We start from the raw sequence: 13871 nt of genomic DNA, 5'->3' as shown, positions 1-13871 counted from the left end.
GTCGTCTTCCGCTCAAGGGCCTCCGGGCGAGCGCCCTGGGGTGCATCCGTGCTTTTCGTGGTCAGTGACCGCGGTTTTGCGGGCTGGCCGGGACCGCGAGCAGGCCTCGCAGCCCCTCGGCGTAGCTGGCTGCATCGAGCTTGAGCAGCGCTCTTTGGACGATGAACCCGTGGATGGCGCCAAGCAGGACATTGGCCAGGTGCTCCGGTGCCACCGGGCCGGAGGTGAGGCCACGATGCCGGTGGGCTTCGACGAGCTGGACGAACCATTGCCTGACAGGCGCGATGGCCTCGGCGAAGAGCGAGGCCATCGCCGGATTTCGTAGGGCCTCGCTCCAGATCTGGATCGCGAGCCGTGGCGTGCCCTCGTGGTCGTCCAGCCGTTCGATCGCACGCAGGATCTCGGTGAGCGCCTCCAGCAACGGGGGCGGCTCGTCAAGGAGCGTTTTTTCGAACGCGGCGGTGACCTCAGCCAAGGTGGCCTCCACGATCGCGAGCACGATGGCGTCCTTGCCGGGGAAGTACCGATAGAGGTTGCCGGGCGACATCTGCGCTTCGCGCAAGATGTCCTGCATAGAGGTCGCGTGGAAGCCGTTGGCGAGGAAACAGCGGCGCGCGGCTGCCAGGACATGCTGACGGCGCGTGTCGGCGGCTGGACTGTGTGAGACGGGCACCCCCCGAGGATGGAATGAACGTTCATTCTTGTCAACCACGCCAGAGATGTGCTGAAGTGATGAGAACGAACGTTCCTTCGCAAGGATGGTCATGAACAATCCCCACCCCGTGGTCACCACCAAGCCGGGCGCTGTTCAGGGAAGCTGGGACGGGCGCGTCGCGTCCTTCCTCGGCGTGCCCTTCGCGGCCGCCCCCATCGGCGACCTTCGTTTCGCTGCTCCGCAGCCGCATGCCCGGTGGCAAGGCATCCGTCCGGCGACCGCCTTCGGCCCTGCCGCTCCGCAGCCACCCGCCAACCCCGCCGATGCGATGCAACTGCTCACCGGCTCGCCAACGCTGGCCCAGGCCGAGGACAACTGCCTCACCTTGAACATCTGGACCCCCGGCGTCACCGGCAAGCCCCGGGCCGTGCTGGTATGGATCCACGGCTCCGGCTGGCTCAGCGGCGCCAGCGCCTGGCCCGGCTACCACGGCCGCAACCTGGCCGCCGCCGAGGACATCGTCGTCGTCACGCCGAACTACCGGCTCGGTCCGCTGGGCTTCCTGCGAGTCCCAGGCATCGCCGAAGGCAACATGGGGTTTCTGGATGCGATCTCGGCGCTGCGCTGGGTGCGGGAGAACATCGCCGACTTCGGCGGCGACCCCGACCGCGTCACCGTGGCCGGTCAGTCCGGAGGCGCGGTGACCGCCGTGGCGCTCCTGAGCTCCCCCTCAGCCACAGGCCTCTTCCATCGGGTCTTCGCCCAAAGCGGCCCCCTCGGCATCGCCATGCCATCCCCGCACGAAGCCGAACAGGTCGCGGAGGAATACCTGCGCCTCCTGGGCCTGAGCGTCACGACAGCCCATCGTTTGCGAGACCTTCCGGCCGAAGAGCTGATCATCGGTTACCAGCGACTCGTCGCCGACAGCGGCCGGCGACGCATCGGCGCCCCGGCCCCGCCGATGCATCCGATTGCCGGCGCCCCAGGGCTGCCCGGGCCTGTTCTGCCCGCCGTCGCCGCCGGCGTCGCTCCCGGCATCGACGTCATGATCGGCGCCACCGCCGAGGAGATGAACCCGTTCCTGGCCATCGACCCCGCCTCCGCGGCCATTACCCGCGATGCCGTCCTGCAGCTTGCGGAACGCCTGGCGCCCGACGCGGCCCCACAGGTGGTCTACGGCCACTACGCGGCCCGGCGGCCGGGCGCGTCCGCCTCTCAAGTCCTGGCCGACATCACCACCGATCGCCTGGTCAGGCTACCGGCGCTCCAGGTCGCCGAGGCGCGCGCTCGTCACGGCCATCCTGGCTTCGTCTACCAGGTGGACTGGAGATCAGCCCTCGGCGCCTGCCACACCGTGGACATTCCCATGCTGTTTGACAATCTTCCAGCCTGGTCGGCCTCTCCCATGTTCCGCGATGTCGACCCCGCCGGCGTCGAACCGACCGGCCACGCCTTCCGGCGGGCCGTGGCAGCCTTTATCCGCACCGGAAATCCGAACACCCCGGGCGTCCCGGCATGGGAGGCCTACACCGAGCCTCGCCGCTGCACCATGCGCTTCGACACGTTCGTCACCGCAGCGAACGACCCCGCCTACAGCGAACGCCGCCCATTGCTTCCGCCTGCTCGACACTCGTCCGGTAGCAACGACAACTCATGAACACCTCGCACATGTCCCCTTCTCGTCACAGGCGGAGTCCTCGCCTCGCTGGAGTCGCGTGCGCAGGTTTCGCCGCTGTAGTCGCTGCGGCGAGCGGTGCGCTCAACTCGGCTGTGCTCAGATCGGCTGGGGTGCCTCTTTCAGCCCCGAAAAGACGGCGGCGATCAGACGCCGTCCTTGGGCCACACCGTCGTCGTTGTTCGCGACGCGCCACAGAAAGCTCATAAGCATGATGATGTCGGCGGGGTCGTGCCCGGGAGCGATGGTGCCCTCGGCCACGCAGGCCTCGACGAGCTTGGCCACCGCCGCGGTGGTCGGCGCCCACGAAGCGCTTATCACGTCCTGGGCCGCGGCGCTGTGCAACGCGTCACCGAGGCCGTGCTTGATGCGGATGTAGGCCGACAGAGTCTCGAACCACTCGACGAACGCGTCCTTCGCCGATGGATGGCGCGCCAGCGCCTCGTCGGCGGTGGTGGTCAGGCGTTCGATGTCGTGCTGGTAGGCCGCCAGGATCAGATCCTCCCGGGTGGGGAAGTGCCGGTAGAGCGTGCCGGCGCCGACGCCGGCACGCTTGGCGACCTCGCTCAGCGGCACGAGCGGGTTGTCCCCGAACAGTTCGTGGGCGGCCTCGATGATCGCCACACGGTTGCGCGCGGCGGCCTTGCGCTGCGTGCCGTAGGTGCTCGGCGTCTGGTCGGTCATCACCCTATGGTGCCTCCGATGGACTTGCGGACAATCCTCCGCTAGTTTGGGTGAGAACTTGCGGAGAATCGTCCGCAAGTTCAAATCCCACAGGAGACGCCCATGCGTTATGTGAAGCTCGGCACCACCGGCCTGGACGTTTCGCCCATCGCGATCGGTGCGATGACCTACGGCGAGCCCGACCGCGGCCACCCCGTCTGGTCCCTCGGCGAGGAGGATGCGCGCCCGCTGATCAAGCACGCTCTCGACGCGGGCATCAACTTCTTCGACACCGCCAACATGTACTCCAACGGGTCCAGCGAGGAGATCCTCGGCCGCGCACTGCGCGACTTCGCGAACCGCGACGATGTAGTGATCGCGACCAAGCTGCGTCATCCCATGCGCCCCGGCCCGAACGGGAAGGGCCTGTCCCGCAAGGCGATCATGACCGAGGTCGACCACAGCCTGCGACGGTTGGGCACCGACTACATCGACCTTTACCAGGTGCACCGCAACGACCACGCGACGCCGCTGGAGGAGACCCTCGAAACGCTCAGCGATCTGGTCAAGGTCGGCAAGGTGCGCTACCTGGGCGCGTCGTCGATGTTCGCGTGGGAGTTCGCGAAGGCCCTGCACCTGCAGAAGCAGAACGGCTGGGCCCGGTTCGTGTCCATGCAGGATCACTACAACCTGCTCGCCCGCGAGGAGGAACGCGAAATGATCCCGCTGTGCCTGGACGAGGGCGTCGGCACCATCATCTGGAGCCCACTCGCGCGGGGCCGTCTGGCCCGTGGCTGGGATGAGGCGAACTCCACTGCCCGCTCCGAAACCGACGGTGCCTACGCCGACACGCTCTACTCGCCCGAGCAGGAAGCCTCGAACCACGCCATCATTGATGCGGTCGGCCAGGTCGCTGCCGCCCACCGCGTGAGCCGCGCGTCCATCGCCCTGGCCTGGCTGCATCGCCAGCCGGTCGTCACCGCTCCGCTGGTCGGCGCCGGGTCGATCAAGCAGATCGACGACGCGATCGCGTCGTTGGACGTCGAGCTCACCGATGAGGACGTACGCGCCCTCACCGCCCCCTACACACCGCGGTATGACTGGCAGGGCGTCTCGGACGAGGCGGCCATGGATGCGATCCGCGCTCGTGTCCCGGGAATGGCGCTGAGGTGAGGTTGATTGTTCGCTCCGGCGCGGCAGTCCGCCAGCTGGCGAACTGAGCAAGCGTCGCAAGAATGTCGCTGGTCGGTAGCCGTCCGGCTGAGGGAGACGGGCGCTGCGGGAATCGCATGACCTGTTGGGATCGTTGTGACCAGTGTGCTCGCTTGGCGACGGGCACCGTTCCCAGTGATCCTCTGTACGGCTGCCGTCGTCACCACCACGCGACGCCTTGCTACGATCCCTTGATCAACCGCTGTGCCTGGAGTGTGCATGACCGACCGTCTCACCACCGCGATGATCAGCCAGGCGGCCGAACGGTTGCGGCCGGTGGTACGTCGCACCGCGCTGGAGCCGAACCAGCGGCTGTCCGACCTGCTCGGCGGTCAGGTGCTGCTCAAGCGCGAGGACGCGCAGGTCTGTCGCTCGTACAAGGTGCGCGGCGCGTTCAACCTGATCGCCTCGCTCACGGACGAGGAGCGGCGGCGCGGTGTGGTCTGCGCGAGCGCGGGCAACCACGGGCAGGGAGTGGCGTTCGCCTGCGCGCGACTCGGGATTGGGGGGCGTGTGTACGTACCGTCCACCACACCGCGGCAGAAGCGTGAGCGCATCGCGGCGCTCGGCGGCGACCGGGTGGAGGTCGTGGTCGGCGGCGGTACCTACGACGAGGCGAGCACCGCCGCGCACGCCGACAGCGAGCACACCGGTGCGATCTACGTACATCCGTTCGACGACGTCAGGACGATGGCCGGGCAGGGCACGGTCGGCCTGGAGATCCTGGCGCAGTCAGGGGAGGCGCCGCACACCGTGGTCGTCCCGGTCGGTGGAGGCGGTCTGATCAGCGGCATCGCCATCTGGCTGCGCGAGCACTCACCCCGCACCCGCATCGTCGGCGCCGAACCCGCCGGCGCGGCCAGCATGCGCGCCGCCCTCGACCACGGCGGGCCCCTCGCCCTGCCCGAGCTGGACACCTTCGTGGACGGCGCCGCCGTCGGAAGGGTGGGAGAGGCCACGTTCCCCCTGGTCAAGGACTTGGTGGATGAGGTCGTCGCGGTCGATGAAGGTGCGGTGTGCACCGAGATGCTGGATCTGTACCAGACCGATGGCATCATCGCCGAGCCCGCCGGAGCCCTCGCGGGGGCGGCAGCCCGTGAGCTGCTGCCGTACTCCTCCGAAGCCCCGCTGGTGTGCGTGGTGTCGGGCGGCAACAACGACGTCAGCCGGTACGGCGAGGTGCTGGAGCGCTCTCTCGTACACATCGGGCTGCGGCACTACTTCCTGGTGACCTTCCCGCAGCGCCCCGGCGCCCTGCGGCACTTCCTGGACGAGGTGCTGGGCGAGGGCGAGGACATCATCGCCTTCGAGTACGTCAAGAAGAACAACCGCGAAACCGGCCCGGCGCTCGTCGGCATCGAGCTTGAGCGGGCCAGTGATCTCGACAGCCTCCTCTTCCGCATGAAGGCCAGCCCACTCACGGTGGAGCGTGTCCCGCCTGGCTCGCCGCTGTTCACCTTTCTTCTCTGACCTCCCGCCACGGCGTGCTGGCGATCGAGCGGGGAGTAATCAGGACGAGGCCGACCGGCTGCGTTTTCGGCCTGCTCAACTGCGGTCGTTGAAAGAAATGCCGGCCGCGCTCGCCTCGTACACGCGGGCCGGGCCCCTCCCGAGGGCTGAGGCGGCTACCGCCGAAGTTGTAGGCGGACGCCCCGTCGTACGCCGCTGGTTGACGAAAAATCTCTACTTTTCGTCGTATTTAACGAGTTCAGGGCGGTTGGTAGCGTCAGGCGCGCAACGCGGAATGATCCCGAGCCCAGGAGGCCGGTGTGGTCATGCGATGGTTGACGGCGCTCGCTCTGATCTTCTCCGGAGTCCTCGTGGCGACGGGGGCGGCACCGGCCTCGGCCGAGTCGGCGCAGCCGGGGCCGGGCCAGTTCTACGGCGTGCGGGTGCGGGTGCTGAGCAACGTGTCGATCCCCGCCGGCGCCACCACGACGGTCAGCGTGGCGGGCGTCGGCGCGGTGCCCGCCAGCGGCGTCGCGAGCGTCGCGGTGAACTTCGCGGCCAAGGGCGCGAGCGCCGCCGGCGGCCTCGTCGTCTTCCCGTCGGACCTGGCCGCCGCGCCCGCGGTGACCGGCACCCGCTACCGGTCGGGCGTGTGGGACGACCAGCTCGTGACGGTCAAGCTCGGCGCGGACGGCGCGCTCAAGGTCAAGAACACCGGGACGGCCGCCGTCAACGTCTACGCCGACGTGCACGGGTACGTCACCGCCGTGGCCGCCGCGGCGCCCGGCGCGCGGTACGTACCGTTGAACACCGCGCGGATCATCGGCAACCAGAGCGTCGCCGCCAACTCGACCGCCACGTTCGCGGTGGCGGGGGTGGGCGGAGTGCCGGCGTCCGGGGTGGCGTACGTGGCGCTGACGTTCGCGGTGAAGAGCACCGGGTCGGGCAAGATGATCGCCTACCCGTCGGGCGGCACGCCACCCGCCGGGTCGAACATCGACTACCGGCCCTCCTACTTCCAGTCCAACCTGGTCATCGCCGCGCTCGGGACGGACGGCAAGATCGCCGTCAACAACAACGGGCCGGCCGCGCTGACGGTGTACGCCGACGTGGCGGGCTACTTCGCGACGCCCGCCGCCGCGGTCGCCGCCTCGTCCCTGGTGCCCGTCGCCCCGTCGCGGACTCTCGCCTCGGTGACAGTGGCGGCGGGCGCCTCGTACACGGTGGCACCGCTCGGCAAGGGCGGCGTGCCGCCCACTGGGGTGAGCGCAGTCGGGGTGAACATCACCGTCAAGGGCACCGTGAACGGCCTGCTGCGCGTGTACCCCGCGGGCCAGGCGAGCATCCCGGGCGGCGGTTCGATCGCGTACCAGCCGAACGACTTCTGGTCGAGCCTGGTGCCGGTCAAGGTGGGCACCGGCGGCACGTTCGTGATCCTCAACACCGGCACCGCGAGCGTCAGCGTGACCGTCGACACCTTCGACTACTACCGGTCGCCGTCCGCGCCGTCCGCGCCGTCCGGCGTGACCGCCTCGGCCACCGACGGCGGCGCCGACGTCGCGTGGCAGGCTCCGGCAGACGGCGGCGCGTCGATCTCCACGTACACGGTGACCGTCTCGCCCGGCGGCGCCCGCCTCACCTCCGCCACGACCTCCGCGCACGTGGGCGGGCTGACCAACGGCAGCGCGTACGTGTTCACCGTGACGGCTGCGAACGCGGCCGGCACCTCGCCCGCCTCCGCGCCCTCCGAGCCGGTCACCCCAGCCGCCCCCCGCGCACCCGGCACGCCGTTCATCACCGCCGTGACCGTGCGTGACGCGGCGGCGAAAGTGGACTGGAGCCCGCCGGACACCGGCACGGCGGGCATCGTGAAGTACCTCGTCACCGCCTCGCCGGGCAACGTCGTCGTGGACGCCGCCGCCGAGGCGACCCAGGCGACGGTCGGCGGGCTGACGAACGGGACGGCCTACACGTTCGTGGTCACCGCGGTGAACGGCACGGGCAGCGGCCGGCCCTCGGCGCCCTCACAGCCCGTCACCCCCGCGCCCGCCACGACGCCGCTGCGGCCGCCCGTCCTCTCGGTGGTCCCGCTGGACCAGAAGGTCGAGCTCCAGTGGGTGGAGCCGCCCGACGGCGGCGCGGCGATCAGCGGGTACCACCTGACGGCCGAGCCCGGCGGGCTCACGCTGGACACACCTGCCGCGACCACGGTCGCCACGTTCGCGGGGCTGACGAACGGGACGGAGTACACGTTCACCGTCGCGGCCCGCAACGCCGCGGGCACGGGTGAGGCCGAGACCGCCGGCCCGGCCACCCCGGCGGCGCGGCGGGCTCCGATCGCACCCGTCGGGGTGACCGCCTCGACCACCGCCGACGGCTCGGTCAAGGTCACGTGGAACGCGCCCAGGGACACCGGAACCGCGCCCATCACCTCATACACGGTGACGGCGAGCCCCGGCGGCGCGACGGCCACGGTAACGACGACGAGCGCGGTCCTGTCCGGTCTCGACGTGGCGACGGCGTACACCTTCACCGTACGGGCCGCCAACCAGCACGGCGCCGGCCCCGAAAGCGCGGCCAGCCAAGCGGTCGTGCCGGAGGTGAGCGCCAAGGCCACCCCTGTCGTGCTGTCGGCCGCCTCGCTGGCCCGCCTGATCTCGGTCGGCACCGACGGCACGCTCGACTTCGACTCCCCGCCCGCGCAGGTGAGCGACCTGACCGCCGGCGCGTACGTCGTCGCCCCGGTCTCGGCGAACACGCCACGCGGCCTGTTCCGCAAGGTCACCGCCGTGACCACCCGCGGAGCCATGCTCAGCGTGATGACCGAGGAGGCCGCCATCCCCGACGTCGTGGGAGACGGCGACGTGGCCTTCGACACGGTGACGGACGCGTCCGCCGTCCAGTTCACGCCGCTCGCTCCAGGCGTACGGGTCGCGCGGCCCACCCAGGACGGCAAGCCGGTGGGCACGGCGGGCGGCCCCGGCAGCATCGGCCTGCGCGACGGCGCGCTCGTGGTGGAGGTCGCCACGAAGGCCGGCCCGGCCGGGCACGACGACGTCGGCAGGAAGCTGGAGATGTGGATGACGCTGGCCCCGCACGGCCACGGCAAGATCCACCTCAAGGGCGGGGCATTGGAGCTCGATCACTTCGGCGCCAGCGTCAACGTCGCGCTGAACACGGTCGGCAAGATCGGCGCGATGGCCGGGTGGCAGAAGAAGTGGCTGATCGGACGCATGCGCACGCCCTGCATCGACCTCCAGCTCGGCCCGCTGCCCGTGCTGATCTGCCCGGAGTTCGAGGTCTACGTGCAGTTCGAGATCGACGGCTCGCTCGGCATCGCCTTCCAGGCCGGTTACAGCCGGGAGGTCGGCGCCACGGTCACCCTCCAGGGCGGCGACCTCAGCATGGACAAGATCGACATTCCGGGGCGGCAGAACCACGCCGAGCTGATCGCGTACGGCGACGCGGGCGCAAAGATCAGCTTCCCGTTCGAGGAGGTCATGTACATCTACGGCGCCGCGGGTCCCGGCGCCAGCTTCGCCCCCTACGTCCAGGTCATCGCCGACACCACCCAGAACCCGTGGCTGGAGTTACGCGTCGGGCTGACGCTCGGCGGCTTCATGAAGACCAGGAGCCTGTTCGGCAAGGCCCTGTCGATCAGGAAGGACGACCTGGTCAACTGGTGGTACTCGGCCTGGCACTCGGGCCCGTTCACCGGCATCGAGATCGACCCTGCGCACGTCGAGGGCGGGCCAAACACCGCGTACGACTTCGATTTCAAGGTCACCGGCATTCCCGAGATCACCGCCGTCGAGTGGAGCGTCATCACCGGTCCTGGCACCATCGACCAGAACGGCACGTACACCTCTCCCTCGTACGGTCATGCCACGATCCAGGCGTACAGTCCCGCCAACGGCACCCGCCCGCCCCAGTACGCCGAGGCGGAGATCACCATTTGCGACTGCCTGCCAGGACCGCCGCAGAACGCGGTGGCCCGGCCCGGCCCGCTGCAGGCCACGGTCTCGTGGACGGCCCCCGCGCCCGTGCCGGGCTCCCCGCCCGTTGACGGCTACGCCGTCGTCACCGACCCGCCGAGCGGCACCCGCTACACCAAGGAAACGCAGGTGGTGGTGGACCAGCTCAAGCCTGGAGTCATGTACACCATCTGGGTCTACGCCCACAACTTCCGCGGATACGGCGAAGCCTCCCAGCCCACCGCGGTCATGCCCACCCGCGCGATGATCGGCTTCGGCGCGCCCGTCAACGTGGCCGTGGACGCCGACGGCAATCCCGACACCATGAACTTCGCCGGGAGCTGGGGTTCCAAGCTGTCGGCCGACGGCCGCTACGTGTTCTTCGCGGTACGCTCCGGCAGCAACCTCGCGCCGAACGAGGTGTACGAGCCCAACGGCAACGCCATCTACCTGGTACGCAAGGACCTCCAGACCGGCGAGATCATCCTCGTCTCGCGCGGCGGCGACGGCCGTACCCCCAGCTACATCCCCATCACCGTGCCGGGCACGGGCATGGCCACCAACCGAGACGGCTCGATCGTCGCCTACATCGGTGACAGGAACGCCCCCTTCACCTCTCCGGCGATCATCATCAGGAACCTCAGGACCGGGCAGGTCTGGGTGGAGGACCCGGGCGTGGCCTACGAGGACTTCGACACGATGTCGCTGCGCCTCAGCGAGGACGGCACGGTCATCGCCGTCCGCGTCGGCCTGACCACCGACGCTCCGCCGCCGCGTGAGGCCACCATCTACCGCGGCGTCGTCGGCCAGCCGCTGACCAGGGTGGACACGGTCTGCGTCGCGAAACCGGGCTGCCACACCAACAACTACTTCGGCATGACGCGGGACGGCGTCCTGGTCTGGTACGGAGTGAGCCTGACCGCCTTCGTCGGCACCCTTCAGGTCTACAACGCCAACAGCGGCACCACCGTGGACCTGCACCCCAACGCCACCGAGGACGACCACTTCCTGCAGGCGATGCTGTCCGGCGACGGCAGCACCATCGCCGCCTTCTACGCCTGGGGCACCGAGACCACCAGCGGCCAGGGACTGGTCATCAAGCCCGTCAACGCCGGCCGCATCGTGGCGGGCGACATCCTGATCTCCAGCAAGTCGAACGTCGATCCGCAGGCGATCAACAGGAACGGCCGCGTCGTCGTCTACACCGAGCACTACGACGTGGACGGCAGCAGCCGTACCCGGTACAAGATCTACGACCGGGGCGCGGGCGGGCCGACCGTCACGATCCCCGGCGTCAGCTCCTACCCGTACATCCGGCCGCAGCTCGACGACGACGGCGGCCTGCTGGTGTGGACCTCGGAGAGCCCGGACTACGACGGCGTGTACGCGTGGCGGTACTGACCAGTGCGCCAGTGTCGCCGCCTGCTCATTTTGCCCACCTCGCCGCGAGGAAGGACCACCTGATGCTCGTCCGCCGCGTTTCGACAGCCGCCCTCCTCACCCTTGTCGCATCCTTGATCACCCTGCTGCCGGCCTACGCCTGGACGCCTTCCGCCGAGTCCTCAGGCGTGCCCCTACCTGGGGGGATATATCCAGGTTCGTCCCGCTATGACGGCGCTGGTTACTACCAGTACGCGCCGTCCATCGCGCAGACCTCCGACGCCCAGAGGATCATCTATTACTGCGCCAACACGGTCGAGTACTCATCGAGCAGCGGCAACGCGCTCCAGGCCACTCACGATCACGTCCTGTTCAACGTCGGCACCCGGCAGCCGAACGGGTCGTACACGTGGGGTGCCACCCAGGTAGCGCTGCGGCCCCGCCTTCAACCGGCCGACCCGCACTACCAGCCTGCCACGCCGAGCTGGGCGGCGTACCACATCTGTGACCCGGACGTCGTCAAGGGCAGCTTCACCTACACGACGCCCCAGAGCGGCGAGAAGACCTACACGTGGGCGATGTTCTTCACCGCCGCCGACAATGACGACCATGGCGCGGACGGCCGGTTCAACGTGGTCGGCGTTGCCCTCGCCACCTCTCCGCTGGGGCCGTGGACCATCGTCGCCTCCCCGCTCATCGACATCACCGAACCCGACTACAACGCGGCCGGGTACGGTGTCGGCCAGCCGAGCGTGACCAGTGTCGATCAGCGGGGGAATCTCCTGCTGTTCTACAGCGGGCTGGACTGCGCCGCGCTGGACGTGCCGGAGCCGTCCTGCGACGGGACCGCCCGGGGCACCGCCGTACGCACACTCAACCTGGGCAACGCCAACGCGCCGGTACTCGGCACGAGGTCGTTCATCACCACGGCCGGTCTGACGCCGGAACCGTTCCTGCCCGGCTCCGGACGATTCCTGCACAACGCGTCCTGGGCCTACGACCCCGAGCGGGACTCGTTCGTCGTCTCCCGCGACACCGGGCAGCTCGACGGCAACGAAGTACAGGCGAACGTCGAAGTCGACCGAATCGCCGGATCGAGCGTCTGGACGGGCGGTGGCGCCTGGACGGTCGTCGGTCAGATCACCAGCGCCCAGACGGGCTACCGGTGGAACCACAATTCTGGCCTGGTGCGGGACGTTTATGGCGGTCTGGCCTATCAGCGCCCGCTGGACTACTCGGGGGTCGACGTGTACTTCGCCACCGAACCCGGACCGGCGAACACGGCGCCACCTTGGGACGGCTACTTCAAGTACCGCATGTACCACAGCGCCTCTCCGCTGTAATCGCGCTCAAGGCGCGCGCCCCGAGCCGCCGGAGGTCTCCTGGGCTGCCTGGTGGCGGCGTGACGGTGGCGGGGCGGCAGGTGGGCACAGGCGGTGTCGTCGAGGTTCCAGGTGCCGGAAGGCTAGGATTCCGCGCATGCAGCGCCCTCTCGCCCACAAGTCGGCCGTCGGCCTGCTCGCCGTTCTCTGGCCCGGCCTCATCGGTGGCATCGTGCTCGTCTGGCGGAACGACGCCACCCCCTTCGAGATCTTCGTGGGAGTGTTCTGGAGCGCGGTCTGGTATTTCTGGCTTGCCCGGATCTGGCTGGGCGGCCCGATGGCGATCGGGCTGATGCGCAAGGCGCTCTTCGCGATCTGCCCGATCATGATCGCCGCCGCCGTGGCCGTCGGGATCGCCGACGGCGAGGTGTACCCGTCGCAGCTGGTCGGGCTCGCGGCCGCATTGTGCGGGATCGCCAGCGGGGTGCTGCTCAGCCGCGGGGACGTCAAGAAGTGGAGCCTGTCCACGGTCGCGGTGCGGACGGTCCGCCAGCCGCCTGACGGAATCGCCTTCGACCTGCGTTCCGCCGCGCTTCGCCGAAGCAGGGGTATGTTCGGCTGCCTGATGATGGTCGTCACCGTGCTCATGCTGCTCGTGGTCGGCGTCATCGGCGCGACGCTGCCCGAGGGCCGGGGGACGAATGCCCCGGACTACATCGCCTTCATGGTCGGCGTGGTGCTGGTGGTGATCATCGGCATAACCGGATATATCCGGCTAAACATCCAGGCTAGGGCTATGGGCGTGCTGACCATCACCGAGCGGCACATCAACGAGCATCCCTGGCCAAGGCTCCGCTCGGTCACCCTGTCGTACAAGGGCGAAGCGGCGGTCGTGGGCGGAATCACCAGATACCCGTCGGCGCGGCTCGACCTGTCCTTCTACGACCAGTCGGACGAGCACCACCTCAGGCTGCCTGACGCCGCCGCCTTGCACCGCTCGATCGCGGAGGCGCTTTCGACGCACAGCCCCGAGGGCGTCTTCGCCGGCTGGGTCCCGCGAACCGACGCGACACATCCGGTCCGGTGAGTGCCTGATCTCCGCGCAGGCTAATCCAGGCGGGACTCGGCAGGCCAATGCCCTTCAGGTAGCGATCTCGCTGGAAGCGGGGCTGAGTTCCCTGCGCTGAAAACTGGAAGCGATGCTCGGAATGGAGGTGGACGTGTCGATTATCCGCATAGGCGACTCGTTCGACAACCCGCCGTTCGTCAAAATCCCATGATGCCGGAAGAGAATAATTATCGCTACTGCAAGGTCTTCACAACAGCGCCCGAGGTGGCGGTGAAGGCATTGCTGGTCGAGCTGCTCGGCGGTGAATTCGACCGTCACACCATGGACTTGACGAGCTGGCAGAAGTTATCAGCGCGCTATGGACGTCAGGACACAAGGCCGTAGCAGCCTGCGACTTCGAGGATGAACTGCCATGGAAGGGAGGTATTGAGCGACTAAGTGAAGGCGAGTGAGTATCAGCCGAAGTCGGCGA

The 13871-nt window shown here is 68.9% G+C and carries 9 protein-coding genes; 7 read left to right on the top strand and 2 right to left on the bottom strand.

The genetic code is table 11. From position 1 onward, the window contains the following. Positions 1 to 61 precede the first annotated feature (61 nt). A complete protein-coding gene (locus AB0C30_RS11500; protein WP_357942207.1) occupies positions 62 to 766 on the bottom strand; it encodes a TetR/AcrR family transcriptional regulator in 705 nt (234 codons plus the stop codon). Here AB0C30_RS11500 and AB0C30_RS11495 point away from each other — a divergent pair. Continuing rightward, entirely contained in the window at positions 765 to 2312 is a 1548-nt protein-coding gene (locus tag AB0C30_RS11495; RefSeq protein WP_357942205.1) for a carboxylesterase family protein, read from the top strand. The genes AB0C30_RS11500 and AB0C30_RS11495 overlap by 2 nt on opposite strands. A 117-nt stretch (positions 2313 to 2429) precedes the next feature. On the opposite strand, the gene AB0C30_RS11490 is transcribed toward AB0C30_RS11495, so the two are convergent. Further along, a complete protein-coding gene (locus AB0C30_RS11490) occupies positions 2430 to 3014 on the bottom strand; it encodes a TetR/AcrR family transcriptional regulator (protein WP_357942203.1) in 585 nt (194 codons plus the stop codon). 102 nt (positions 3015 to 3116) lie between these two features. Between AB0C30_RS11490 and AB0C30_RS11485 the strand changes: the two genes are divergently transcribed. From AB0C30_RS11485 to AB0C30_RS11460, 6 genes are all read left to right on the top strand, one after another. Next, a complete protein-coding gene (locus AB0C30_RS11485) occupies positions 3117 to 4166 on the top strand; it encodes an aldo/keto reductase (protein ID WP_357942202.1) in 1050 nt (349 codons plus the stop codon). A 258-nt stretch (positions 4167 to 4424) separates the two neighbouring features. Next, complete coding sequence (ilvA, locus tag AB0C30_RS11480) at positions 4425 to 5675, top strand: threonine ammonia-lyase IlvA (RefSeq protein ID WP_357942200.1); 1251 nt, start codon at positions 4425 to 4427, stop codon at positions 5673 to 5675. Between the two features lie 305 nt (positions 5676 to 5980). Beyond that, positions 5981 to 11029: a fibronectin type III domain-containing protein gene (locus tag AB0C30_RS11475; RefSeq protein ID WP_357942198.1), complete on the top strand. Its 5049-nt coding sequence runs from the start codon at positions 5981 to 5983 to the stop codon at positions 11027 to 11029. A gap of 62 nt (positions 11030 to 11091) precedes the next feature. After that, positions 11092 to 12351 carry a hypothetical protein gene (locus tag AB0C30_RS11470; protein ID WP_357942196.1) on the top strand — a complete coding sequence of 420 codons (1260 nt, stop codon included), beginning with the start codon at positions 11092 to 11094 and terminating at the stop codon, positions 12349 to 12351. A gap of 136 nt (positions 12352 to 12487) precedes the next feature. After that, complete coding sequence (locus AB0C30_RS11465) at positions 12488 to 13417, top strand: hypothetical protein (RefSeq protein WP_357942194.1); 930 nt, start codon at positions 12488 to 12490, stop codon at positions 13415 to 13417. Between the two features lie 189 nt (positions 13418 to 13606). Next, the gene (locus AB0C30_RS11460; RefSeq protein WP_357942192.1) at positions 13607 to 13783 is read left to right on the top strand and encodes a hypothetical protein; all 177 of its coding nucleotides are present in this window, start codon (positions 13607 to 13609) and stop codon (positions 13781 to 13783) included. Positions 13784 to 13871: the final 88 nt, after the last annotated feature.

Source organism: Nonomuraea sp. NPDC048901, assembly GCF_040649695.1.
Classification (GTDB): Bacteria; Actinomycetota; Actinomycetes; order Streptosporangiales; family Streptosporangiaceae; genus Nonomuraea.
This window is presented reverse-complemented; position numbering and strand designations above follow the sequence as displayed.

Coding starts and splice junctions, on each gene's coding strand:
- AB0C30_RS11495 (WP_357942205.1), top strand. CDS start 765: ATGAACAATCCCCACCCCGTGGTCACCACCAAGCCGGGCGCTGTTCAG.
- AB0C30_RS11500 (WP_357942207.1), bottom strand. CDS start 766: ATGACCATCCTTGCGAAGGAACGTTCGTTCTCATCACTTCAGCACATC.
- AB0C30_RS11490 (WP_357942203.1), bottom strand. CDS start 3,014: ATGACCGACCAGACGCCGAGCACCTACGGCACGCAGCGCAAGGCCGCC.
- AB0C30_RS11485 (WP_357942202.1), top strand. CDS start 3,117: ATGCGTTATGTGAAGCTCGGCACCACCGGCCTGGACGTTTCGCCCATC.
- ilvA (WP_357942200.1), top strand. CDS start 4,425: ATGACCGACCGTCTCACCACCGCGATGATCAGCCAGGCGGCCGAACGG.
- AB0C30_RS11475 (WP_357942198.1), top strand. CDS start 5,981: ATGCGATGGTTGACGGCGCTCGCTCTGATCTTCTCCGGAGTCCTCGTG.
- AB0C30_RS11470 (WP_357942196.1), top strand. CDS start 11,092: ATGCTCGTCCGCCGCGTTTCGACAGCCGCCCTCCTCACCCTTGTCGCA.
- AB0C30_RS11465 (WP_357942194.1), top strand. CDS start 12,488: ATGCAGCGCCCTCTCGCCCACAAGTCGGCCGTCGGCCTGCTCGCCGTT.
- AB0C30_RS11460 (WP_357942192.1), top strand. CDS start 13,607: ATGATGCCGGAAGAGAATAATTATCGCTACTGCAAGGTCTTCACAACA.